General features: G+C 68.0%; 22 protein-coding genes. 7 read left to right on the top strand and 15 right to left on the bottom strand.

Annotation, left to right across the window (positions count from 1 at the left end; translation table 11 throughout):
- Nucleotides 1-254: 254 nt before the first annotated feature.
- Nucleotides 255-806: a hypothetical protein gene (locus F0U60_RS49535; RefSeq protein WP_395811356.1), complete on the bottom strand. Its 552-nt coding sequence runs from the start codon at nt 804-806 to the stop codon at nt 255-257.
- A 104-nt stretch (nt 807-910) separates the two neighbouring features.
- Between F0U60_RS49535 and cutA the strand changes: the two genes are divergently transcribed.
- Both cutA and F0U60_RS49545 read left to right on the top strand, forming a co-directional pair.
- Nucleotides 911-1,237, top strand: a complete 327-nt coding sequence (gene cutA, locus F0U60_RS49540; RefSeq protein WP_395825781.1) for a divalent-cation tolerance protein CutA — start codon at nt 911-913, stop codon at nt 1,235-1,237.
- A gap of 139 nt (nt 1,238-1,376) precedes the next feature.
- On the top strand, nt 1,377-3,347 hold the full coding sequence (locus F0U60_RS49545; protein ID WP_395811358.1) for a S9 family peptidase: 1,971 nt from the start codon (nt 1,377-1,379) through the stop codon (nt 3,345-3,347).
- Here F0U60_RS49545 and F0U60_RS49550 read toward each other — a convergent pair.
- The gene (locus F0U60_RS49550; RefSeq protein ID WP_395811360.1) at nt 3,344-3,766 is read right to left on the bottom strand and encodes a GAF domain-containing protein; all 423 of its coding nucleotides are present in this window, start codon (nt 3,764-3,766) and stop codon (nt 3,344-3,346) included. The genes F0U60_RS49545 and F0U60_RS49550 overlap by 4 nt on opposite strands.
- Nucleotides 3,767-4,003: 237 nt before the next feature.
- Here F0U60_RS49550 and F0U60_RS49555 point away from each other — a divergent pair, with 237 nt between their 5' ends.
- On the top strand, nt 4,004-4,984 hold the full coding sequence (locus F0U60_RS49555) for a TerC/Alx family metal homeostasis membrane protein (RefSeq protein ID WP_395811362.1): 981 nt from the start codon (nt 4,004-4,006) through the stop codon (nt 4,982-4,984).
- Nucleotides 4,985-5,008: 24 nt separating this feature from the next.
- Here F0U60_RS49555 and F0U60_RS49560 read toward each other — a convergent pair whose 3' ends face one another.
- Genes F0U60_RS49560 through F0U60_RS49570 form a run of 3 tightly spaced genes read right to left on the bottom strand, consistent with a single transcriptional unit; the run spans nt 5,009 to nt 6,834 of the window.
- Nucleotides 5,009-5,467: a DUF6496 domain-containing protein gene (locus F0U60_RS49560; protein WP_395811364.1), complete on the bottom strand. Its 459-nt coding sequence runs from the start codon at nt 5,465-5,467 to the stop codon at nt 5,009-5,011.
- Nucleotides 5,391-6,467, bottom strand: coding sequence for a hypothetical protein (locus tag F0U60_RS49565; protein WP_395811366.1), 1,077 nt, complete (start codon nt 6,465-6,467; stop codon nt 5,391-5,393). Before F0U60_RS49565 ends, F0U60_RS49560 begins: the two co-directional genes overlap by 77 nt.
- Nucleotides 6,451-6,834, bottom strand: a complete 384-nt coding sequence (locus tag F0U60_RS49570; RefSeq protein ID WP_395811368.1) for a response regulator — start codon at nt 6,832-6,834, stop codon at nt 6,451-6,453. The genes F0U60_RS49565 and F0U60_RS49570 overlap by 17 nt, the downstream gene beginning before the upstream one ends.
- A gap of 361 nt (nt 6,835-7,195) precedes the next feature.
- Between F0U60_RS49570 and F0U60_RS49575 the strand changes: the two genes are divergently transcribed.
- The 4 genes from F0U60_RS49575 to F0U60_RS49590 all read left to right on the top strand — a co-directional run bounded on the left by F0U60_RS49575 (nt 7,196) and on the right by F0U60_RS49590 (nt 11,189).
- Entirely contained in the window at nt 7,196-7,645 is a 450-nt protein-coding gene (locus F0U60_RS49575; RefSeq protein WP_395825785.1) for a Fur family transcriptional regulator, read from the top strand.
- A gap of 149 nt (nt 7,646-7,794) precedes the next feature.
- A complete protein-coding gene (locus tag F0U60_RS49580; protein WP_395811370.1) occupies nt 7,795-8,295 on the top strand; it encodes a hypothetical protein in 501 nt (166 codons plus the stop codon).
- Between the two features lie 269 nt (nt 8,296-8,564).
- Nucleotides 8,565-9,998 carry a hypothetical protein gene (locus F0U60_RS49585; RefSeq protein ID WP_395811373.1) on the top strand — a complete coding sequence of 478 codons (1,434 nt, stop codon included), beginning with the start codon at nt 8,565-8,567 and terminating at the stop codon, nt 9,996-9,998.
- A gap of 279 nt (nt 9,999-10,277) precedes the next feature.
- Nucleotides 10,278-11,189 carry a metallophosphoesterase gene (locus tag F0U60_RS49590; RefSeq protein WP_395811375.1) on the top strand — a complete coding sequence of 304 codons (912 nt, stop codon included), beginning with the start codon at nt 10,278-10,280 and terminating at the stop codon, nt 11,187-11,189.
- Here F0U60_RS49590 and F0U60_RS49595 read toward each other — a convergent pair.
- The 10 genes from F0U60_RS49595 to F0U60_RS49640 all read right to left on the bottom strand — a co-directional run bounded on the left by F0U60_RS49595 (nt 11,183) and on the right by F0U60_RS49640 (nt 24,259).
- Nucleotides 11,183-12,547, bottom strand: a complete 1,365-nt coding sequence (locus F0U60_RS49595) for a sensor histidine kinase (protein ID WP_395811377.1) — start codon at nt 12,545-12,547, stop codon at nt 11,183-11,185. The two genes, F0U60_RS49590 and F0U60_RS49595, sit on opposite strands and share 7 nt — an antisense overlap.
- Before the next feature lie 241 nt (nt 12,548-12,788).
- Complete coding sequence (locus F0U60_RS49600) at nt 12,789-14,426, bottom strand: DEAD/DEAH box helicase (RefSeq protein WP_395811379.1); 1,638 nt, start codon at nt 14,424-14,426, stop codon at nt 12,789-12,791.
- 144 nt (nt 14,427-14,570) lie between these two features.
- On the bottom strand, nt 14,571-15,194 hold the full coding sequence (locus F0U60_RS49605) for a hypothetical protein (protein ID WP_395811381.1): 624 nt from the start codon (nt 15,192-15,194) through the stop codon (nt 14,571-14,573).
- 11 nt (nt 15,195-15,205) lie between these two features.
- The gene (locus tag F0U60_RS49610; protein WP_395811383.1) at nt 15,206-16,591 is read right to left on the bottom strand and encodes a hypothetical protein; all 1,386 of its coding nucleotides are present in this window, start codon (nt 16,589-16,591) and stop codon (nt 15,206-15,208) included.
- Nucleotides 16,592-17,109: 518 nt separating this feature from the next.
- Nucleotides 17,110-17,562, bottom strand: a complete 453-nt coding sequence (locus F0U60_RS49615) for a DoxX family protein (protein ID WP_395811385.1) — start codon at nt 17,560-17,562, stop codon at nt 17,110-17,112.
- Nucleotides 17,563-17,723: 161 nt separating this feature from the next.
- Nucleotides 17,724-19,634: a PAS domain-containing protein gene (locus F0U60_RS49620; protein WP_395811387.1), complete on the bottom strand. Its 1,911-nt coding sequence runs from the start codon at nt 19,632-19,634 to the stop codon at nt 17,724-17,726.
- Between the two features lie 164 nt (nt 19,635-19,798).
- Nucleotides 19,799-20,212, bottom strand: coding sequence for a hypothetical protein (locus tag F0U60_RS49625; protein ID WP_395811389.1), 414 nt, complete (start codon nt 20,210-20,212; stop codon nt 19,799-19,801).
- 32 nt (nt 20,213-20,244) lie between these two features.
- On the bottom strand, nt 20,245-20,439 hold the full coding sequence (locus F0U60_RS49630; RefSeq protein ID WP_395811391.1) for a hypothetical protein: 195 nt from the start codon (nt 20,437-20,439) through the stop codon (nt 20,245-20,247).
- Nucleotides 20,440-20,888: 449 nt separating this feature from the next.
- Nucleotides 20,889-23,786 (bottom strand): TonB family protein, encoded by a 2,898-nt coding sequence (locus tag F0U60_RS49635; protein WP_395811393.1) that lies wholly within the window; start codon nt 23,784-23,786, stop codon nt 20,889-20,891.
- 92 nt (nt 23,787-23,878) lie between these two features.
- The gene (locus F0U60_RS49640; RefSeq protein WP_395811395.1) at nt 23,879-24,259 is read right to left on the bottom strand and encodes a multiprotein-bridging factor 1 family protein; all 381 of its coding nucleotides are present in this window, start codon (nt 24,257-24,259) and stop codon (nt 23,879-23,881) included.
- Nucleotides 24,260-24,374 lie beyond the last annotated feature (115 nt).

Consider the following 24,374-nt stretch of genomic DNA (forward strand, 5'->3'; position numbering starts at 1 on the left):
TCTATTTCTCCCGCAAAGACAGGCAGATGAACCGTCCGCCATCCGACGGAGAATCACCCTCGAGCACGGTCGGACATGGCCCTACCAGCGGCCTGTTGCCTGACAGTCCACAGCCCGCGAGAGACCTGTTCAAGACATGAAAAACATTCCATGTCGTGTATTGGGAATGATCCACCCGGACAGGATCCCACACGTGGAAATGTAGGCCATGTGAGGAATTAGAAGGTCCTTGCGCGCACGGGAGACGAGGGCCGCTACAACCACCCGCGCGCGACGACGGTCCGGTGACCCAGCTGCGTCGCCACCTCCCGGATGAAGCGCTCCGACAGGGGCGCCCAACCCCAGAACGCAACGCCCAGGTGACCGAAGCCCCACGGGGCCTCTCCCTCCCACTCCACCAACCGCTCCGACACGCCGCAATGCGGACACACGTAGTGAACGGAGTCATCCCCGAGGAGCCACGCTTCCGCGGCCTCGCGCCATCGCCCCCAGCCCTCGCCCTCTGGCTCGAACTGGACCTTGCAGGCACGGCAGGTCAGTCGGTGATGGGCATCCCAGGTCACGGCCCGCTTGACCTTGAAGTACACCCCTCGGACTCCTGTGCTCCCGTGGGAGCTCGGCTCCCTCAGGGTGGCGGCGTACGCAGGGCCAGGTCGGTGGAGCCACGGAGGCAGGAAGCCGCACCCCGGCGGAGTGGCCGTGATGATGCTCCGCTCGATGAGCCAGCCCCGAATCCGCGCGGCGAGCCGAGGCGCCTCCGCCGCCGACACATCGCGGTCCACGATGATTTCAAACCCGTTATGCATGACCTTGAAAGTAGTGAACTTCCAAGGTCATGACAACTTCTCCGAGCGGCACGGCGGAGGGTCCGCTCTTCCGCGTCCGCGCGCGTGCGGGTATGCGGGGAGCCATGACCGATGCCATCGTCGTCTTCGTGACCGCGCCCACGGCCGACAAGGCCGCGGAGCTCGCCCGCTTGCTGGTGGAGGAGGGACTCGCCGCGTGCGGCAACATCGTGCCCGGCCTGCGCTCCATCTACCGGTGGGAGGGCAAGGTGCACGACGAGCCCGAGGTGCTGCTCATCCTCAAGACGCGCGCCCCCCTCTTCGAGGCGCTGCGCGAGCGCGTGGTGGCCGTCCACCCCTACCAGTGCCCCGAGGTGCTGCGGGTGGACATCCCCGAGGGCCACGCGCCCTACCTCCAGTGGATTCGCGACAACGTCCGTCAAGCCCCCTGAGCAAGCAGGCTCGGCAACTGTCGAGCAACATGCAACACTCCCTCCCGAGGGCGGTCCGCCGCCCCCGGCACGACGCGTCGTTCTGGCGTGTTAGACACGGAGCCCACTCCACACTCGCTCTCCAAGGAAAGGCCTGCTCATGACGCTCGCAAGTCGGGAGGCTGCCTACGGTTCATGGAAGTCCCCCATCTCCGCCGACATGATCGCCACCCAGACGCTCTCGCTGGGAGAGATCGCCGTCGATGGCGAGGATGTGTACTGGCTGGAGGTCCGCCCCGGAGAGCGGGGACGGCACGCCATCGTGCGGCGCACCGCGGATGGAGCCCTCACGGACATCCTCCCTCCGCCGGGCGAGGGCCGGCCGACGTACAGCTCGCGCAGCCTGGTGTACGGCCAGGGGGGTGGCTCCTTCACGGTGTCCGAGGGGCTGGTGGTCTTCGTCAACCACGCCAGCACCGGGACGCATGGGGATCAGCGGCTGTACCGGGTGAACCCGGGCCGCACGCCGGTGCCCATCACGCCGGACACAGGCGGCAAGCACCGCTATGGGGACCTGGTCATCGACCGCTCGCGCAACCGCGTGCTGTGCGTGCGCGAGGACTGGCGCAACCTCAAGGACGGCCAGCCGCGCGTCACGCTGGTGGCGGTGGACATCGACGGGCAGAAGCAGACGGTGCTGGCGGAGGGACGCGACTTCTACTCCTCGCCCGTGATGAGCCCCAATGGCCGGCGCCTGGCCTGGCTCGCCTGGGACTACCCCTGCATGCCATGGGACGGCTGCGAGCTGTGGGTCGCGGACGTGGACGAGGACGGCGCGCTGCACCACCCGCGGCTGGTGGCCGGCGGCACCACCGAGTCCATCTTCCAGCCTGAGTGGTCCCCCCAGGGCGAGCTGTACTTCGTGAGCGACCGCAACAACTGGTGGAACCTCTACCGGTTGCAGGGGCGCAGCGTGGTGCCGGTCCTGGAGAGCCGGGCCGAGTTCGGCGCGGCCCAGTGGAGCCTGGGCATGTCCACCTACGCCTTCATCTCGCCGCGGCACGTGGTGTGTGCCTTCAACGAGCAGGGCCAGTGGAAGCTGGGGCGGCTGGACGTGGTGCTCGGCCAGTTCGCCGAGCTGCCCACGCCCTTCACGGACATCGCCCAGGTGCGCGGCGGCTTCGCCATGGCGTACTTCGTGGGCGGCGGACCGGAGCAGCCCGCCTCCGTGGTGCGCCTGGACATGGAGTCCTGCAAGCCGCAGGTGCTCAAGGCCTCCAGCCGTCTGCCCCAGGAGCTGACGCCCTACCTGTCGCGCTGCGAGCCGCTGCACTTCCCCACCACGGAGCTGGGCGAGGCCCACGCCTGGTACTACCCGCCCAAGAATCCGGACTACGCCGCGGCCGCGGGCGAGAAGCCGCCCCTGCTCATCGTGAACCATGGCGGCCCCACGGGCTCGGCCTCGACGAAGCTGGACTGGACCATCCAGTACTTCACCAGCCGGGGCTTCGCGGTGGTGGACGTCAACTACCGGGGCAGCACCGGCTACGGCCGCGAGTACCGCCTGTCGCTGTACGGCAACTGGGGCGTGATGGACGTGGATGACTGCGCCAACGCCGCGCTGCGGCTGGTGCAGGAGGGCAAGGTGGACGCGAAGCGGCTGGTGGCGCGCGGCAGCGGCACGGGCGGCTACACCACGCTGTCCCTGCTGGCCTTCCGCGACATCCTGCGCTGCGGCACCAGCCTCGGCGGCCTCGCCAACCTGGAGTCGCTGCCGGAGCAGTCGGACAAGTTCGAGGCCCACTACGTGGACCAGGTGCTTGGGCCCCTGCCCGAGTCCAGGCAGCTCCTGCAGGACCGCTCGCCCCTCTTCCACATCGACAACATCAAGCGCAGCCCCCTGCTCTTCATCCAGGGCCGGCAGGACCCGCGGGTGCCGCTGCGCGAGACGGAGGAGATGGTGCGCAAGCTGCGCGCCAATGGTGTGCCCGCGGCGCTGCTGACGCTGGACAGCGAGCCCCACGCGCCCACCCACGCGGACCTCAAGAAGGCGCTGGAGGCCGAGCTGTCCTTCTACTCGCGGGTGATGGGCCTGACGCTGGCCGAGCCGCTGGAGCCGGTGGTGCTCTAGAGGTCGCCGGGAGGCAGTGTGACGATGGCGTCCATCAGCGCGCTCGTCACCTCGGCGGAGAGCCTGCCCTCGAACAGGAAGGCGAGGCCCACCACGGCATGCACTTCGCCGGCCGCGTCGAGCACGGGCAGGGCCACCGAGGCATGAGCGGCCCGAGCCCTCTGCAAGACGCGGCCGCTGTCATCCGCCTGGATGTCGCTCATCTGCACCGGCCGCCGGGTGGCGAAGGCGAGTCCCACCATGCCCTTGCCTTGGGGGATGACGCGCACGGCGTCCACCACGGGGGGCGGGATGTTGAGTGTGGCCACCAACTCCAGGGCCTCGCCACGCCGCAGGTGGACGGTGCCCGCCATGACGCCCTGTGCGGAGGCGAAGGACTCCAACCACGGCTGATACGGCGGCTTCCCGGTCGTATTCATGGTGCTCCTCCTTGAGCAGTCCCTTCCCCCGGCCGGAGAGGGAAGGCCTTCCGAGTTCTTCTGCTCTTGAGCGTTCGGAGCCTTCGTGGATCCAGAACCCAGCGACTGACGAGCCAGCAAACGTCTGGTGGAAGACTGAAGGGGGTACGAGCGGACGAGCACCGCTCCCACCGCACGTTCTTGGAGGATGGAAGAGCCCAGGTTGTGGATGAGGCGCTGGATTGTCAGCTTCCGTGCATGAATTCCAACCCGGTCTCGCCGTGGGAGTGGGGAATCTTTGGGGTGGTCGTGCTGGCGATGATCCTCGTCGACCTGCTGGCCCACCGGCACAAGCATGGTGAGACGAAGAAGGCGGCGTATGCCTGGAGCATCGCCTGGATTCTGGTGGGGCTGGCCTTCGGAGGTTTCGTCTGGGCGAGGCACGGAGTTACCGCGGCGCATGAGTACCTCGGCGCCTACCTCATCGAGAAGAGCCTCAGCCTGGACAACCTGTTCGTCTTCCTCGTCATCTTCGCCAGCCTGAACGTGCCCGAGGACAAGCAGCGTCGGGTGCTCTTCTGGGGCATCTTCGGAGCGCTCGTCTTCCGGGCCCTGTTCATCACCCTGGGGCTGCAGGCCATCGAACGCTGGCACTGGGTCGTCTATGTCTTCGGCGCCATCTTGATTGCCGGTGCCTTCCGCGTGGCGCGCCGCCATCCGTCGGAAGAGTCGGACAACAAGGCCGTGAGGTGGTTGGAGAAGCGCCTGCCGGTGACGACGCAGTTCGAGGGCTCGAAGTTCTTCAAGCGCGTGGAGGGCCGGATGCAGGCAACGCCGCTGCTCATCGCGCTGCTGTCCATCGAGCTGTCGGACATCGCCTTCGCCATCGACTCGGTGCCCGCGGCGCTGTCGGTGAGCCGCAACGTATTCGTGGTCTACTCCTCGAACGTCTTCGCCATCCTCGGACTGCGCGCGCTCTACATCGCGCTGGCGAAGACGGTGCACGAGCTGCGCTACCTGCACTGGGGGCTTGCGGCGGTGCTCGCGTTCGCCGGGTTCAAGATGATTGCCTCCGACTGGGTCCACGTGCCCCCCCTGCTCTCGGTGGCCATCATCGTGGTGTGCATTGGGCTCTCGGTCTGGTGGAGCCTGCGTGCGCGCCGGAAAGCCGCCAGGAGGGCGGCAGCGCTGCGGGAGGAGAAGCCCCGCAACGAGCCCTACGAGGAGCTCCACGCGTAGAGCTCCCTCGCGGGGTGGAGCGGGTTACTTCTTCGTCCGAGACGAAGAGCGGCTCCGCGCCGTCGAGGAACCCCGACGGGAGGTGCCCGCAGCGCGCGAGGCCGTCTTCTTGCGGCTGGTACGGCCGGCGGCAGCAGCGCGGGGACCCGTCTTGGCGCCCCGAGCGGTGGGGGTGCGGCGACGCGGCGAGGCGCTCTTGGTCTCGCTCAGCTCACCTTCCCGCTGTCCGAGACGCAGCGCACTCTGGGCGCTCTGGCGCGTCTTGCGCCTGGCCTGACCGGACTTCGGTGCCGGCAGCGCCACGCCAGCCCGACGCGCCTTGGACAGGCCGATGGCGATGGCCTGCTCACGCGACTCCTTCCCGTGCTTGCCCTCCTTCAGGTGGTGCATCTCCTCACGGACGAACTCACTGGCCTGCGTCGTCGGGCGCTTTCCCGCGCGCTTCGCCTGCCGCGCACGCTGGAGGGTCTGCTTCTCTGGCATCCGATGTCCTTTCGTGTGGGGTCGCGGGCCCGAAGGTGGTGACGGAGAGCAGGGTTGACAAGAGGCGACTGTCCGCTGGGCGTCGCGAGCCGGACGCAGCTCCGTGGCGCCGCCGCTCGATTTCGCGCACGAGCTCCTCCTCCAGGTGCCGGAGCATGACGTCGGCATCGAAGGACTCGTCGCCCTCGCGCCACACCACCAGCGGGTCCGCGATGCCCAGGCGCTGGAACAAGGCGCGCAGCCGCTCCATGGCCCGTTCCATGGTGGCGAGCGTCCTGGGCGAGCACTCGGGGTTGTTCTTGCGCAGGAGGGCGAGGCTCAGCTCCAGCGTCTGCAGGGGGGTGTTGGTGGCGTCGCGCACCACGAGGAAGAGCCGAGCCAGCCGCTCCAGTGCCTCGGCCTCCGTGCGCGCCTCGCGCAGCTTCAGCTCAATGGTGTGGCTGCGCACCCGGTAGGCCAGCATGGCCAGCGCCACACCTCCGTAGACGAGCGTCACCCACGGCTCCCACGGCGCGCGCACCCCCGGGTGCTGGCCCAACCCCAGCGCGTACCAGAGCACCACCGTCTCCAGGGCGAAGGCGGCAATCAACCCGCCTCCGAGCCACAGTCCGGTGGGCGCGAGCACGCCCAGGGCCAGCATCACCAGCCGGTGGCCCGTCATGGGCACCCAGACGAGCCCCGAGTCCGTCATGGCGTGCTCGGCCATCGCGAAGACGGGGAGGAAGGGCAGCACCGCGCCCGCGAAGCAGGCCTCGACCAGGTCCGTGCGCAACCGCTGGCGGAACACGAGCAGCACGCCCAGCAACAGCAGCGCCCAGAGCACATGCAGCGCACGCAGCACCGGCAAGGTGGTGCCCTGGAAGACCCGGGCGTCGATGAAGGCGTAGGCCAGCTCCGTCAGCGCCACCAGGACGGAGCCGACCACGGCGCCGCGCCAGGCCCGCGCCCACAGCTCCTGCTCCACCCCCGCTGGCACTCGCGCCCTAGGTGCCGGTTCCATGGGAACTCCCCCCCACCAGCTCCAAGAGGACCTTGGCGGGGATGGGCTTGGACAACACCTGGACCTGGGTCAACTCCAGGGCCTGGCGCACCAGGGGATGGGAGCGGGCATGGCCGGTCAGGAAGACGGTCCTCCCCGAGAAGCCGTTGTCCTTCAACCAGCGGTACGCCTCCAGCCCACTGGGCACCCCCTCCCCCAGGTTGATGTCCAAGAGGGCCAGCCCGCACCCGAGCACCTCGTCCGCCTTGCGCCGCAGCTCCGCCAGGGAGCCGGCGCTCACGCACGCATCTGCTCCAGACAGCGACAACAGCTCACAGAGGATGGACCTCAGGTCTTCATCGTCCTCGAGTACAAGTACCCGTAGCACGTGTCCCGCCCTCCACGGCTGGCTGCAACCCCGAGCGTCCGACGCTCCGGGCCCCGCTCGCAAGCCGGAACCGGTCCAGTGGGGTACTTTTTCGGACAGGCAGGCGGTGGCCCCCCACCCACTCCCGGGGTCAACAGACCAACGCTCCGGGTCGGGTGTCCTTCCGGACGCACTCCCTCCATCATTCAATGCAACCTTCCTGCAATTGTGATGGAATTGCGAAGCGCTCGGGGTCAGGGGAGCTGCCCAGCGTTCCCCTGACTGGCCGGAGTCGTCTCCGGTATCCCTTCGAAGCTGGGTGTCGCAGCTTGATTGAGCAAGTGAGATGCAACTTTTAAGGAGTTGGGTTATGCGGAAGGAGATGGCTGCAAGGAAGAACGCACCCCAGCCGAAGCTCGCCGATTACCAGGATCGCCTCCGTACCGCGGGGCTGCGCAGCACTTCACCCCGAGTGGCAGTGCTGCGAGAGCTGGAGACCGCAACGGCTCCGCTGAGTCACGCGGATCTGGTGGAGGCCCTGAGCGAGGAAGGCTACGACCGCGTCACCATCTATCGCAATCTCACGGACCTCACCGAGGCCGGACTGGTGGTGCGCGCGGACCTGGGAGACCACGTCTGGCGCTTCGAGCTCAAGCGTGAGGAGAAGTCGCACCAGGGCACCCACCCGCACTTTACGTGTACCGACTGTGGCACCGTGGCCTGTCTGCCCGCCGAGTCCGTCCGCATCACCCCCGCCAAGGGAGCCCCCAAGGCCGTGAGCGCGCGCTCGGTGGACATCCAGCTGCGCGGCCTGTGTGACCACTGCGTCTAGGCAGCCAGGTCCCCCCTTCAAGCCCTGCTCGCTTGCCCGCTCTCCGGACGGCATTCCCGCCCCCGGACTGCCTCCGGTTGGCGTCGCCCCCTGTGGGTACCACCGTTCCCCGGCAGGTATCCCACACGGGTATGCATGGAGGGGTCATCATGAAGAAGCTCTTGGCCACGTTGGTCCTCACCCTGGGCACGGCCGCCCTCGCGCAGTCGAACGAGGACCCGAAGGCCCAGCAGGAGAACCAGCGCAACGACACCAGCCGCATCGAGACGGGCGTCGAAGCCACCGACGTGCTGCCGGGCCTGAGCGGCTCCAAGGCCCAGAAGCAGGCCAATCAGCAGCAGGCGAGTGGCACCCAGAAGTCGAGCGATGCCGCCCTGATGAACAAGGCGCACGCCTTCAAGCTCAATGGCACCTTGAAGAAGGGCTCGGACAGGGATGAGATCACCCTTTCGCGCCAGAACCAGAACCTGCCGGACGTGGACCTGGACGTGCGGGACCAGACCCAGGTGATGCTGGACGGCAAGAAGGTGGCGGTGGGCGATATCCCCGAGGGCGCTCAGGTGCGCGCCAGCTTCCAGCTCGTGGAGGATGAGGCGGTGGCGGTGGAGATCAACGCCACGAGCCCCAAGAAGGGCGCCCAGAGCAAGTAGGTACCCACGAGGGAAAACGGGGCACCCAGCCAGTGCCCTCGTCGTCACACGTGATTGGAGGAGCCGGGCCCGTTTCCCTCTCGGGGGAACGGGCCCGGTCCTTTTCCGCCCAACCTCCGGCGCCGCAAGGGAACACGAAGTGAACCCCGCTTCCCTCCGTGGCGCAGCTTCCCTCCCTCGCGCTCCCTCGACCGACCCACCCTCGCGGGTATGACCCTTGCTCTTCATTCGAGCGATTCGAGCAGGAGCCCGAGGAGGCACGGAAGGACATGCGCAGACTGTTGGGGGCGTGGGCGGTGGGAGCAGTGATGGCGTGGGGCTGCGGCAGCGCGACGGACGATACGCGGCCACAAGGACTGGACGAGGACCCGTCACAGACCGAGGAGCCGACTCCGCCAGTGGTCGAGGAGCCACCTCCGCCGATCGTGGCGGAGCCGGAGCCGCCGAGCCCCACGGACCCCGAGCCCACGGACCCGACTGAGCCGACACCGGTGGTGACGCCGGGGCCGTGGCCGAACGAGCCGCTGGTGAATTACTCGAGCCGCTACGGCCTCGGCAACGTGCGGGCCATGGGCGTGGACGACGCGTACAACATCTGGTTGCTGGATGGTGCCCGCATCGGCGTGCTGCGTCCCGGGGACAGCGGGCCGAAGTGGACGAGCGGCGTGGGCCAGGCGGCACCGGGCTTCGGGGCCGACAAGCTGGCCATCGGCTCCACCGTCATCTGCGGTGGCAGCGCGGGCCGCGCCTACGTGGGCTACTACACCTATGAGCTGGACAGCGCCTTCATCTACAGCCCGGACGGCAGCAACTTCCCCCTCTACAACGACCCGGACCCGACGCGCTTCAATCCCGTGCGCTACCAGGAGTACCAGAAGGGCGACCTGGACGTGGTGCAGTTGCAGGCGGACGGCAGCGTGAAGCTGGAGGCGCACCTGAGCCGCTCGGCGCGCAGCAACGGGCCGCAGGACATCGGCATCCGCAACACGAATGACCACCACTTCGATGAAGACCGCTCGGTGCTCAGCTGCGTGAAGGTGATGCACGGCCAACACAAGGGCGAGGTCTACATCGGCACCAACCACGGCGTGACGCGCATCCAGGGGCTCACCTACAACAGCCACCGGCACCCGGTGTGGTTCGAGACCAAGCCGGACGGCAGCAAGAGCCAGATGGCCGGCTACACGTACGCGCTGGGCATCGGCCGCAACGGCGACGTGCTCATCGGCAACGATTGGAACGTGGGCGTGGTGACGCCCTCGGCGAACCTGGCGGACTGGGACAAGGTCGACGAGACGCTCAACCCGGAGAAGCTCAACTCCTTCATCCCCGAGGTCAACATCGTGGAGGAGAAGGACTACTGGCGCGGCATCCAGCAGACCGCGGATGGGCTCTACTACGTGGCGAGCAAGGACTACGGCCTGTGGCAGATGATCATCTCGCGGCGCTCCGAGGCCCATGGCGTCAAGGTGACGGGGCTGCCGACGGATCAGCTCACGTCGCTGGCGGCCACGAATGACGGCTCGCTCTTCATCGGCACGGTGGGCTTCGGGCTCTGGAAGCTGGACGCGCAGAAGAAGCTGACGCACGTGGCCGGCGTGGACGGCACGGTGGTGGAGCAGCTCCTGTATGACCCCACGGTGAACCCGGGGATGCTCTACGTGCTCACCAACGGGGGCCTCACGGTCATCCGGGGCCACTGAGCGCCGCCGCCCTCCCTCTCCCTCTGGGAGAGGGCCGGGGTGAGGGTCTCCGCCCCCCTGGCCAACAAGAAGAGCACCCCATCACACACAGCGCTGTCAGCACACCGGGCCGCCGGGCCAAGCTCCGGCGGCCCGGAATTTTTTGTGACATTTCGGCCTTTACCTTCCGCCCGCTGACACCGTCTGGAGACCGGGCGGGCGGACACAAACCGCGCGCTCGTCGCCCCCGGGCAGTGTCCACTACAATGCGAACCGTCTCCGCCCGACGGAAGGATACTCATGCCCCTGAGACTCGCCCGCCGACGTTCCGCCACCCAGACCGCCGAGGCGGTTTCCGCTCCCGCTCATGGGCCGCACCGGAACCACATGAAGCGGAACGAGCTGAGGGCCGTGGGGCCGGATCCGCTGAGGCCGGAGGCGCGGCTGCGTTGGAGGGACCACTTCACGCTGTCGGAGAACGTGCTGCACGTGCCGGGGATGCACCGGGAGCACGACGGGCTGCGCATCGCGCACCTGTCGGACATCCACGTGGGCCAGGCGACCTCGGCGGTGCGCATCCGCCGGGCGGTGGCCGAGGTGAACGCGCGCAACCCGGACCTGGTGTTCCTCACGGGCGACTACGTCACGCACAGCCCCAAGCCGCTGCCGCGCGTCATCGAGCTGCTGGCGGGCTTCTCCAGCCCGGTGTTCGCGGTGCTGGGCAACCATGACCACTGGGTGGACGCGCACTACCTGCGCACCGGCTTCGAGCGCCTGGGCTACACGGTGCTGCAGAACGAGCACCGCCAGGTGCACGTGCGCGGGGCGCCGGTGACGGTGCTGGGCATCGACGACGGGCGCACCGGCCGCGATGACGTGGAGACCACCTTCCGGGGCGCGCCCGAGTCGGGCACCCGCCTGGTGCTCACCCATGCGCCGCCCACCATCGACAAGCTGCCGCCACACAGCAACCTGGTGCAGTTCTCCGGACACACGCACGGAGGCCAGTTCGTGGTGCGCGGCCTCACCGAGGCCATCTTCCGGCGCGCGGGCCAGCCCTACATCCAGGGCCACTACCATGTGCGCGGCAACCAGCTCTACGTGAACATGGGGCTGGGCTTCGGCTTCGGCGGGCCGTACCTGCGGCGCGGCACCTATCCCGAGGTGGCCTTCTTCACGCTGCACCACGTGGAGGCGGCGGCCTCTCACTGAGCCGCTGCTGTCCCGTACACATCCAGTGCGTGGCTCGAGGCGGAGGCAGGAACCACCTGCACCTCCGCCGCGGCGACCGGCAGCCGGACCGTGAAGCACGAGCCCCTTCCGGGCTCCGACTCGACCTCGATGCGGCCCCCGTGCCCGGTGATGATGCCGTAGGCAACGGCGAGGCCCAGGCCAGTCCCCTCGCCCACGGGCTTCGTCGTGAAGAACGGCTGGAACAGCTTGTCCCGCACCTCGGCGGACATGCCCACCCCGTTGTCGCGCACCCGCACGAGCACCTCGTCCGGTCCGGCGTGGGTGCTCACCTCCACCACGCCGTCCCGAGCGGGCAGGGCCTGCGCGGCGTTGACGATGAGGTTCCCCAGCACCTGGCCAATCTGCCGGGCCTGACCCACGACAACAGGGAGCTCGCCGAGGCTCACCCGCAGCTCGCCCCGGCCCTTCAGCGCGCTCTGGGCGAGGCGCAGCGCCAGGGTGACCTCGTTGTTGAGATCAAACGGGGTGGGCGCTCCCGGGTCCTCGTGGGCAAAGCGTCGGAGGTCCGCCACGATGGAGTTGACGCGGCGGATGCCCTCGAGGGTCGCCGGCAGCACGTCGTCCACGTACTCGCGCAGCACCTCGGGGAGGTGGGGCTGCGCCTCCAGGTCCTTGGCGAGCAACCGGACGTTGCTGGTCACGAAGGCCATGGGGTTGTTGATTTCATGCGCCACACCCGCCGCCAGCACCCCCAAGCTGGACAGCTTCTCCTGCGCCACGAGCTGGGCCTGCATCCGCTGGAGCTGACGATGGCCCTCACGTGAGGCCTCCAGCGCCGAGACGAGCATCCGGCAGCGCACCTCCACCGCGATATAGAGAACGCAGCTCATGAGACAGAACAGGCCAATAGTCGAGAGCTCGCTCCCCTCGCGCAGGGCCAGCACGGCCGAAACCGTCAGGTAGGCGCCGAGCCCGAACCGCTGCATGGAAGAGCGCCCCACCGACTCCGCGAGCCCGTTGAGGAAGAGCACCTGAAAGAGCACGTTGAACCAGGCCAGCAGGTTCCACTGAAGGAGCTCGGACACGGCCGTGCTGATGAGCAGGTTGCCCACCAGCAGGAGCCAGGTCCCGAGCACGCGGCGCTCCGGCCGTTTCAACCAGGAGGCGCCCAGCATGATGACCCCACTGCGCAGGACGCTGAGCGCGCAGAGCGCCGCCACGGTCTCCCAGTTGCCCCAGGCGTCCGAGAGCAGGATGCCCTCGAAGAGGCCCATGGAGAGGACAGCCCAGAGGGACAGGCTGCGGCGCATGGAATCATCGAGAGCCACACGCTCAACACCAGGCCCGGCCTCGGTGAGGAGTTGAACCCTGTTCATGGAGCGATCCCCCCTTATTGCAACCGATGAGTCTCGGGATGGCGCGGAACCCGCCTCCACCCGTTACCCATTCTCGCAGCATGAGAGGATCGTAAAGCACTCACACGGCCCGTTGGGCACGCCACCGAGAGAAACGCGCCTCATCGGCCGGGGTCTGTGTCATGGGAGACAGCCCACGCCCGGGCATCTCCCTATCGACGCAGGCGGTGTCCTGGCGTCGACAAAGACTTGCGCACTCTGTCTACCGGCTGCGCCGTCCTCCACCGCCACGGCCTCGCGAGGAGGGACCCGCCCCGCGTGGAGGACCGCCCTTACGCCCTCCCACCTTGCCTCCCGGACGCTCCGCACCCCGGGGGCCGCGCCTGCCCTGGCCGGTGTTCCTCCCACGCGGCTCCGCATCCCTCGCGCCACGGGCGGTGTCCCGGCCACGCCCACCTTCACCCCGGCGCGCAGGCATCGCGCGCTCCCCGCGCGGGGCCTCCGCCTTCCCGCGGCGAGGCGTCGTGCTGCGAGCGGAACCTCCACCGCGACTCGGTGCCGCACGGCGGCTGCTGTCCCCGCCGCGACGCTCCTGCTTGCCCTCACGCGAAGGGCTCGCTCCGCCGCGGGCCTTGCTCCCACCGGACTCGCGCGAAGGGCCTGCTCCGCCGCGGGCCTTGCTCCCACCGGACTCGCGCGGCGCCGGAGCCTCCCACTCGTCGTCGAATCCCATCAGGTCGGCTCCATCCTGCCCTTCTCGGAACGACTGCAGCTCCTCGAGGAAGACAGAGTCCTCCCGCGGCACCTCGACACGCGGCAGGCTCATGCGGGTGATGCGCTCGATGGCGCGCACGGTCTCCTCGTCGCGCTCGGTGACGAAGGTCGAGGCGCGCCCACTCGCGCCAGCGCGCGCCGTGCGGCCGATCCGGTGGACATAGTCCTCCGGGGAGTGGGGCAGGTCGAAGTTGATGACGTGGCCAATGTCATCCACGTCCAGCCCGCGCGACGCGATGTCGGTGGCCACCAGGCAGCGGTACTGGCCTCGCCGGAAGCCCTCGAGCGCCTGGCGCCGCTGTCCCGGCGTGCGGTCGGCGTGGATGGCAGCGGTCTTGTAGCCCGCGCGCTTGAGAACCTCCTGCACCTTCTCGGCGCGCTCCCTGGTGCGGGTGAAGACGAGCGTGCTCAGTTGATCTCTGGCGAGCAGGCTGAGCAACAGTGGGTACTTCTCCTGCGCGTCGACCTCGTACAGCCGCTGCACGGCGCGAGCGGCGGGAGTCCCGCTCGGAGTGACCTCCACCCGAACGGGTTTGCGCAGCACCTCCTGGGCGAAGCGCGTCACGTTGTGGCCCAGGGTGGCGGAGAAGAGGAGCGTCTGGCGCCCGCGAGGCAGCGCGGCGAGGATCTGCTCCAGCTCGGGCACGAAGCCCATCTCCAGCATCCGGTCCGCCTCGTCCAGCACGAGCATGCGCACCGTGGAGAGGTTCGCCGCGCCCGCCTTCAACAGGTCAGCCAGTCGGCCCGGAGTGGCGAGAATCAGCGAGGGACGCTGGCGAAGTGCCTCCACCTGAGCGGCCATGTCGGTGCCGCCGATGACCACCGCGCGGGAGACACCGCGCGGCTCGCCGAAGAAGGCGGCCTCGTCGGCGATCTGCTGCACCAGCTCGCGCGTGGGGGCGAGCACCAACCCAGCCGGGCCCGGTTGACCGGCCAGACGCTCGACCAGGGGCAACAGGTAGGCGGCGGTCTTGCCCGTGCCCGTGACAGCACAACCGATGACGTCCCGCCCGGCGAGCGCCGGCGGGATGGCCTGGGCCTGGATCGGGGTGGGAGAGGCGAAGCGGGCGCGCCGCACCGCATCGAGCGATTCAGGAGAGAGGCCGAGGGACTTGAAGGTGCTCACACGTGAGGGGCTAACACACCCGGACGCGCGGAGCGACCCACAATGTCCCCGCCCGGGAGAGAACCCGGGCTTTTGACCGGTCGGCCACTCCTCACCCTGGCCGGCCAGCCGGCATGAAGCACCCTCTGAGCAGCTGTGCACCACTCAATGGACGATGAAGTCGAACCTCCGGATGGCCGCCTTGAGTTCCTCCTCAGTCGTCCCGCAGCGCTTCGCTTCGGCGGGCGCGTAGAACGACAAGGCCACCGTGGTGGGCAGTTCCTTGTAGGGGCCCTCCAGCGTCACCGGGCTGAAGCTTCCAGGCCACGAGACGCTCGTAAGCTCACGACCTCGTCCGAGAGGATCAAGAATGGTGAAGCAGGGCCAGCGCGGGAGGAGCAAAGTACGAGGGTCACAACTCTGGAAGCGGCAGAGGTCTAGGCGGGCTTCCGAGAAGTCACAGCCTTCCACCGCCCCGTGCTCCCACCCTTTCCCCTGACCGGGCCATGCGCCGAAGTCGCAGCCCACCATGCGGCCCATGAATCGACAGCCCCTCAGTGCCGCCCCCGTCCAGGAGAAGCGCTTCAATTCCTGCTTCAACTCGATGTTGCAGTCGATGAAGGTTGCTGACCGGATGAACAGCTTACTGGCGGGCACGCGCACCACGACCGTGCATCGCCGAAGCGTCAGATTTGGCCCGAGATAGAGGAGACGATCCGCCTCGGCCTTCAGCTCCAGACGCGCGTCCTCCATCTCGCGCTCCTCGTAGATGATGTTGCCGAGCCTCATTCCCACGCACCTCAGAAGAAGATCATCCGGAAGAGCTCTCCGGCCATCCGGCGACCGTGCACTCCAAAATTCTCGTCTGTCCCAGACAGCAGCTCGTATTGATGTCCCCCTGGCCTGGGATCCACCACGTCGACCCCTCGATGGTTCCAGAACAGGTGCCCAAACTCTTCCTTCATTTGTCGATGCACCCAGCGCCCCCGGGCCAGCCCCTCCAGATGAGCCACACTCCGGGAGTTCCCCGCTTTGCGTACCTTCTCGATCACCTTGCGCTCATCCGGGGAGAGCAGATGAGGCCCCCATTGTCTTGCGATCCGCTGGACCGCGGCTTGTAACTCGTCCCCCAGCTTGTCCTCCGCCGGGATGTCGCCAAGCCACTTCCCACGTGGCAGGTGCCACCTCTGGCCGTTGCTGAGGATGACCTGCTGGTTACCTCCCCGATGGCGAATCGCGATGGTCCCCGAGTGGCCTTGAAAAGCGACGGCCGAACTGCTCTGGCTGAGCATCGCCCCGGCCAGAGGGCCCTGTGATGACGTGAGGACAGCGAGGGCACGGTCTGACAAGGCCACCGTCTCCACCGCCACCACCTGCTCCACGGCCTCCGACACCGACCCCCGGAAGCCCTGGGCCTTCCACTGCGCCTGCATCAAGCCGTATCTGGGCAATGAACGAATTCGCGCAGCAGCATCTCCCAGCGTGCGTCCGCTCAAGGCCGCCACAGCCAAAACCAGCGCCCGAGCCGCGTCTGTGCCAATTCGCCGCCCGAACACCTCCCCCGCTTCGCGCAACTCCGCGAACGTGGTGGCCTCGTAGGCCCGGTGCGCCATGGCGGTCCACCCGTCCACAAGCCCCCACACAGCATCCACGCCCAGCCATGCCACCAGCAGCACCGACAGCGCCGCGGCTGCCGTTTTGAGGATGGGCTCGGGCACCAGCCAGAGCGCGAGGTACATCCCAGCAGCCCACACCAGCGACGAGAGCACCGCTTGGGGGCTTAACTCCCGCCCCAAGGCATCCCGCGCCTCCTCCAGGACGGAGCCGAAGGCCAGAGCGAGAGGGAGCGTACGCTGATCATCCGTGCGCAAATAGGGCCCGTCAGCGAGGAGGCCCAGGCAATCACCACCACCGTGCCTCTCGCACCAACCCAGGTATCGGGCCCGAAGCGTCGCCTCCGCCTGGGGAATGAGCGGGCCCTTGTCGTTCAGAGGAACCAGCTTGTAGACCCGACCGCGATACACCTCAGCGAGCAGTTCCTCCTCTGGCATGGACTGGAACAACCGCTGTGCGGCCTCTTGCGGCGTCCCCTCCATTCGCAGCCCATCACCGAGTTGCTGCACCGCCCGCCGGAATTCAGCCCCCGTGATAGCCACCGCCCGTGTGGAGCCGTCGGGTTCAAGCACGTCCACATCTACGACGACTACCGGCTCGAGCTGGGGGACTGCCCGGCGGGATGCCTGCACTGAAGGAGCAGGCGGCGAAGTCAGCGGCAGAGGGCCGTCCCCTCCCACTCGGCTGCCCATCGGAGCTCGGGTGACACACGCGACATGGAGGACGAGGACGATAAGGGCCAGGGCACCTGAGCCTCCCCACCGCAGTGGACCTGACGAGCCCCGCCGTCTCGTGGCACACGCGGGACCGAGGCTCTGCTTCGACATGAGAAGCGCCTTTCCGTTACGGAGTCATCGGACGCTGCTGGCCCACGGCAGCGAGCCCTCGCACGCGGGCCACGAATTCCAGGGGAAGCCCCTGCAGCCGTGCACGCATGCGGTCACGCTCGGAGAATGGGAGTGAAGCGGCTGCTCACTGGCAACCCCACCTTGCCCTGCGCTGCTCTCTGATTCCGCCATTCGCGGTGATTATGCCTGTTCGGCAGAGGCCCAAGAAAGGACCCCCTCCCGTCCGTCCGGAGCATTCCCGCTCACGGTTGTGGGCGCGGGCGCAAGATCGGTGGCAGGTGCCGGGCTCGCCGCTCCTGGAGCACCCGCGAGCGCTCCCTCACGCTGAAGGGGCCGGGTCCGAAGTACACGAGCAGCAGCGCCCCTCCCGCCATGGAGATGTTCTTCCAGAAGTGGGTCATCTGCATCGCGGCCTCTTGAGGGGGCAGGCCCCAGAACCTGTGCATGGTGAGCGCCGCTGCGACGAGGAAGACGGCGATGGCCACCGCCGCGATGCGGGCGAAGACGCCAAACAGGATGCACACCCCACCCACGAGCAGCACCACCCCCGAGCCGTAGATGGCAAGCGCTGGGAACGGAAGGCCCGCGCTCCTCACGTAGCCCATCATCGCCTCGCCGTTGGCCAGGTGGTTGATGCCACTGAAGATGAAGATGGTGGAGAAGAGCAGCCGGCCGAGCAGAGCCAGGGCACCCATGATGTCCTCCCTTCCCCCATTCCGGGGAGGCGCGGGACTCCTGGTTCTTGGCTTGAAGTCCCTGGCTTACACGCTACGCATGCAGTGGGGTTCACGAGGGGTCTCGAGAGGGAAGACCCTCACCCCAACCCTCTCCCAGGGGGAGAGGGAGCGTCTCGGCGTCAGGCGGTGTGCTCTGCTCCCGCGGCCTGGCTTCTGACTCGGGCTGACTGGCGCGCGTCCCGGGGCAGGAGGACCTTGAACGTCGTCCCGTTGTTCTCGTCGGAGCGCACCGTCACCTGGCCTCCATGCGCCTCGACGAGCTCTCGCACGATGAACAGCCCCAGCCCCAGCCCGCTGCCCCGCCCGCTCCTCATCACGCCCACCTGACGAAATGGATCGAACAGCGTGGCCAGCTGGTGGCTCGGGATGGGTGCCCCTGGGTTGGAGATCTCCAGCACCTGCCGCTGCACATCACCCGTGCACCGCACGAAGATGGGACCCTCGTTCGTTCCGTGCTCCAGCGCGTTGCTCACCAGGTTGCTCACCACCTGCGCCAGCCGCTCCGGATCCCAGATGCCCTCCCCCTCGCCCTCGGACTCCAGGACGATGCCGCGCTCCGGGTACGCCACCGTTAATTCCTCCACCACCTGCTGGCACACCAGCGGCAGGCTCGTCGGGGCCAGGTTGAGGGGAATCCCCCCGGACAGCCGCACCCGCGTCAGGTCCAGGATGTCCGAGATCATGTTCCCCATGCGCGCCGCACTCGTCTCGATTCGCTGGGCCAGCTGCTGATAGGGCGGAGACAGGCCACGCCGCAGCAACGCCCGCGCCGACAGCGTGATGGCGTTGAGCGGGTTGCGCAGGTCATGCCCCAGAATCCCGATGAAGCGCTCGCGGAACCGCGCCTCCTCCTCCATCCGCTCCACCGCACGCCTGCGCTCGGTGATGTCCATGATCGAGCCGATCATCCGCACCGTATGCCCCTTCGCATCGCGGGCCAGCAGCCCCCGGTCCAGCACGTGCGCGTACGTGCCGTCCTTGCGCCGGAAGCGGTACTCGCCCACCCACGAGTCCCCGCCCGACTCCACCGCGTGCTCGAGGTTGCGCAGCACCATCTCCCGATCGTCCGGGTGGACCTGCTCCGTCCACCAGTGGATGCCGCCCATCTCCTCGGGCAGGTAGCCCAGAACCGTGTGGCTGGCCTCGCCCCAGTGGATGTGGCCGGTGGAGGGGTTCCAGTCCCAGAGCAGATCATTGGTGGCCCAGGAGGCCAGCCGGTAGCGCTCCTCGGCCTCGCGCAGCGCCGCCTGCGCCCGCGCGCGCTCGGTGCAGTCCATCACCACGCCGAGCATCCGCATGGGCTGGCCTTCCTCGCGCAGGGTCTGCCCCACCACCTCGTAGCAGCGCACCGTGCCGTCCGCCCACCGCCCACGGAACTGGAAGGTGTAGGGACCCTCCGCGCGAAGTCCCTGCTCGAGGGCCTCGGCCACCAGGGAGCGCTCCTCGGGGAGCACTCCGTCCAGGAAGCGCTCCGGTGTGTCGGCGACGCTGCCCAGAGGCCAGCCGAAGAAGACATCCGCGTTGGAGGACCAGAGGAGGGTGCGCCGCGCCGACGACCACTCCCACGTCACCATCCGTGCAGTCTCCAGCGCCAGCCGCAGGTGCTCCTCCCGCGCCCGCGCGGCCCGCTCCCGCTCCAGCTCCTCTCTCAGCGAGCGCAGCTGAGCGTGGGACTCGGTGATGTCGGAGAGCCACAGCGCGAAGCCGTCACCCTGCTTCACCGCGCGGGCCCGGAACCAACGCTCCGCGCCTGCGACCTGGCCGTGCAGCTCGAAGGTGAGCGGAGTGCCCCCCTCCACCACCCCACCCAGGATGCCCCGCTCGGGCAGGCCCTCCACCCCGCGCCAGGCCGAGAGCGCGCGACCTTGACCCTCCACGAACGGCTCGGCCGCCGGATTGAACGCCGTCCACTGAAAGTCGAGCAGGGTGCCGGTGTCATCCCGCACGGACTCGAAGAGGATGCACGCATCCGGACACCCAGCATGGAGCTGCCATGCGAGCTCGGGCCCTGGATACCAGGATGAAGCCATGTGTTCCCCCCGGCACCTTCACTCCCGAGGGGCAGAGACTTCCGGGAGGCAGGCGCGGATGGGAAGTATGCCATGACCTCCCAGGTGCCGGCCATGACCCCCCGGACAATAGACCCTGGGACACACACAGGTGCTCGATTCCAGACCCGTGCCAGATCACCCGCTCAGTAATCCACGGCCAGGATGCGCCACCCACGAACATCCACTGCATAGGTTGCGCCTACGTCCAGAATGGGATCGCTCAGAGAACAAGCCTCGGGGTCGAGAACGAAGCGGACGAACACGACTCCCTCGGGTCCTGGAAAGGCGGAGACGTTGAAGGACTCACGTCGATACAGGCACGCCTCTTCCGGAGTGGCCCCGGAATGCGGCCGGGTGTTCCGAGGACGAAAGTCATCCATGGCAAGCTGAATCGCCGTGGCTGTGACACCCGGTACATTCAAGCGAGACTCCTCCGGAATGATGAACGGGAACTGCACCCGCGCCGCCTCCTCAGCAGGAGCATGCTCGGGGCGATAGCGGCCGAACTGCTGGAAGAACGTGCAGGCGGGGAGAAACACGAGGAGGAAGAGCAGCATCGAGCGCTTCATGGAAGTCTCCACTGTGGCAACTATCCGCCAGGAGGGCTCACCACTCCGGTGGCCTTGTTCTCGGGCTTGATGATCCCGATGAGCACCCATTCCCCTCCCCGCCGCTCGTACACCTCACCCGGACGCGCCACTCCCAGGTAGGGAATGAGCTTCATGACACGGCACGTGGTGTCAAACTGGAGTCGAATGGACCAGAGCTGGTTCTTCTCCAGCATGTCCTCCTCGGACATTCGGGAGTAAGGCCAGGGGTGGCTATGAAAATCAGCAAGCACTGAGACGTGTCCGCGCGGGTCCTCCACATACCGAGGGGGTCTGCACATCTTCCGCTTCGTCGGGTTGATCAACACCGCTGAGCCAAGGGGGGATGGATGGCTGGCGTAATAGATGCCATCTCCCAGTGAGTAGATGGCTCCGCAGTACTCCTGACCATACTCCCGCCGTTGGACACGAGGCAGCTTCATCACAGCAGGACACAGCTGATCGATGACCTCGTCGGCATTAGGGGATGACCTGATTTCATCCCAAGGGCCACGCACCCATACCTTTCCCTCGGGGTTGTAGCCGTAATTGTCCGGACCGCCGCTCCCCAGGCCTGGACTGCTCGCGCATCCCAAGAGCCAGAGACACGCCCATCCTGCTCGGAGCCCCATGTAGTCCCGTCTCCTCAGTACCGACCCTTGAGGCCGAGGATGGGCAGCACGATGGGCAGACCCGTGGGCTTCTTCTCCAGGGGAATGTTCCCGCCACCCATGTAGTCGAAGCTGACCACCTCCTGGCTGATCGTCACGTTGAGCATGTCCAGGTAGGCCTCGAGCGTGAAGGTCTCATAGGCCCACGCCTTGGACAGCCGCAGATCGAAGCGGAAGAAGGACGGCAGCCGGTCCGCCTGGTCTCGGCCCACGGCGATCCATCCCGGCCGCCCGTTGCCGTCCGTGCCCTCCACCATCGTGCGGCTGGTGAGGTTGCCCGACTCCGGACGGCCGGTGTTGAAGTGCAGCACACCGCCCAGGGTGATGTTGTTGGAGAACTTGTAGCTGAGCACCAGGTTGGCGACATGCGTCTGGTCGAACACGTAGGGCAGGTATGCCTCGGCCTCGCCTACCGGCTGGCCGTTCTCGTAGCGCGTGAAGCGTGTGAAGCGCGTGCTGCGCTGCAAGGAGTAGGACAGCCAGCCGAACCAGTTGCCGCCCAACGGGCGGCGAATGAGCAGCTCCAGCCCGTATGACATGCCGTGGCTGCGCAGGTTCGGCAACTCGAAGTCGGGGATGGGCTCCTCGTCCTGACGCATCCCCCGCACGAGACTTCCGCCCCTCGGTCTCCCGGGCTCCACGGGCCCGCCCGGCGGATCGACGACGATGGGCGGCTCCTCCGTGTTGAAGGGCGTCAGCTCCACCGTGCGCAGCATCGGGTTGACGTAGCCCTCGAGGCTCACGTCGAAGCCCCATAGGTCCTTGTACTCCGCACCCGCGGAGATCTGCAGGGCCCGCTGTAGTCCCTGGCTCAGTGCCGCGATGTCGACGATGGGCAGGCTGATGAGCGTGGTGGGCGGCTGGTGGTAGAGGCCCACGCCGCCCTTGAGCGTGAGCTGCTCGCTCATCTTCCGGCGCACGGAGAGACGCGGCTCCACCGCGAGCTTATTGATGCCGCCGGCCAGGTGATAGTTGTCCACGCGCACGCCGGGCACCACCTTCCACGCCGGGTGCTTGTCCCACAGCAGCTCCGCCCACAGCCCGCTGAAGGTGGCGAGCGCCACCGGCAACTCGAGGCTCACCCTCTCAAGCGGGCCGCCCCCCTCTGGGCGAGAGCTCTGGTTGAGGGCCACCAGCGCGCGCTTGTGGTCCACGTCCAGGCCGCCACGCAGGGAGAGGCCCTCGCCCAGCTTCCGCTCGTAGCCCATCCGCGCGATGACGTTGGGCTGGTCGATGTGGATGGTGGTGCCCCCATCACGCGCGCTCTCGCTGCCAATGGCGAAGCGGTCCAACCCCACCGTGACGCCCGCCTCCAGCTCGCCGCCTCCCACGGGGTGGCGGTAGCGCAGATCCAACCGGTGGAAGAGGACGGCCTGCAGCGCGGTGGTGCCGGAGTCGCTCGTTGCCTGCGTGCCGAAGGTGTCCGAGGAGCCGAAGGCGAAGAGGCGCAGCCGGCCCGGCCCCACCTCCTGCTCGACGCGGGCCTGGTAGTCATAGAAGTCCAGCACCAGCTTCGAGTCGCTCGCGCCGGGCGGTTGCAGCGCGTTCGCCGCGAGGGCGATCAACCACGGCGTATACGACAGGCGGCCCGCCACCGAGACGTTGGTGCCCGTGGACTGGAAGGGGTACTCGATGAAGAGACCCGCGTTGATGAAGTCCGCGTAGGCGCTGCCATGAACCCGGTCATCGCGCGGGCGGGTCAGCCGGCCCTCCACCGCGCCGCCCGTGAGCCGCCCGTACTGGGTAGACGGGTTGCCCGCGTAGAAGTCGATGGTGTCGATGAAGTCCGGGTGGATGACCGCGGGCCCGAGGAAGAGGTGGAAGAGGATGGGGACGCGGATGCCGTCGAGGAAGTAGCCAGTGGAGGCCGGCTGGCTGCCACGTACCACCGGGTACGAGACGCCCGAGAGCATGCTGTTCACACCGGGCATCAGCATCATCACTCGGAAGGGGTCCCCCATCGTGCCGGGAATCTCCCGCAGCTCCGCGTCGTGCAGCGTGACGCGGGACACCTCCGTGCGCTCGCGATCGCCGCGCACCACCGTCTCGTACGGGTTCACCACCAGCGGCTCCAGGCCGTACACCACCTCGAGCGTCTCCCCCTGGCGGACCTCCTCGCGGAAGGCGTTGGGCTTGTGACCGGGAGCGGAGACGCGCACCCACTGGGTGCCCGGGGGCAGCCTCGCCTCGAAGCGCCCATCCGGCCCTGTCTCCACGGCCAGGTCCTGCGCCGCGTCCGACACCAGCACCGCGCCCACCAGCGGCTGGCGGTTCCCCTTGGCCCGTACCAGGCCACGCAGCGTGATGGGCCGCGAGGCCGGGTCCTCCGTGGCCACCACCTGCTGGGGCGCCTCGAAGCGGTACTCGAACTGGAGCCGCACCTGCACCGGCACGCCGTCCACCTTCGCGGGAGAGAAGCGCAGCCCGGGCGCGGCATGGAGCGCGGCCTCATCCAACAACGGGTGCAGGGCCTGGAGCAGCCGGACCTCGGCCACCTCTCCCTGCTCGTCCACCAGCAGCTCCAACCGCACGGTGCCCGCTACCGGCTGCGCAGCGAGCGCCTCGGGGTAGCGCGCAGGCGAGTCCGCCATCAACTGGGGCGCCTCAAAGCGCGGCTGTGTGCCCCCGTCGCCCGCCCCTGCCCCGTCCAGGGCGAAGCCTCCGTCGGAGCGCTGAAGGTCCACCTCCGTCTGCACCAGGCCCGCATCGGGAGCGCCAGCGAGGGGCGCGTCCGGAAGATTCTGGAGACCGGGAGGAGTGGTGGGCGCCTGCGCTCGCGCCGCAGTGAGGGGGAGCAACCCGGCCAGCACCAGCAGGCCCAGGGCCACCCGCGGTCCCCACCACGCGTTCAACCGCGTCAGCTCGTTCACCATGCGCACCCGTCCATGCAGGGAGGGGGGATGATGACGCCAGCCCCCCAGAACCAAGACAAGCCCTGGCTACCACGGAGGGGCTCGCCTGCCCGCTAGCGCTTCTGCAACGCTGCTGCCACCAGACCAATCAGCTTGAGCTGCGCAGCATCCAGTTTGCGCAAGGTGCGCATGAGGCGACGCAGCTCGGGGACTTCGTCGTACTCCTCGGAGGGGGCGGACTCAGCCACCCACGTGGGCACCTCGCCGGTGTTGAGGCCCAGGAAGATATCCGAAGGCGTGCGCAGCGCGATGCACAGCCGTCGCAGCGAAGGCACACTGGGCAACATCCGCCCGCGCTCCAACCGGCCGTACACCTCGGTCGCCAGCCCCACCCGCTCCGCCACGTCCGCCTGGGTCAGCCCCGCCCGCTGCCGCGCCTCACGCGCGATCTCGCCAACGTTTGCTGCGAGCTTGCCGGTCGACGGTTGTCCCATGGTGGTTCTCTGGCTCTCGGTGAGGCGACCCATCAGGCCATCTGCTTAGAGCCGGACAGCGACCCGCGACAGGACAGGATGGGTAGTCGGAGAAACCTGGGACCCTAAGAGTGCT

The organism is Archangium minus, assembly GCF_044360475.1.
GTDB lineage: Bacteria > Myxococcota > Myxococcia > Myxococcales > Myxococcaceae > Archangium > Archangium minus.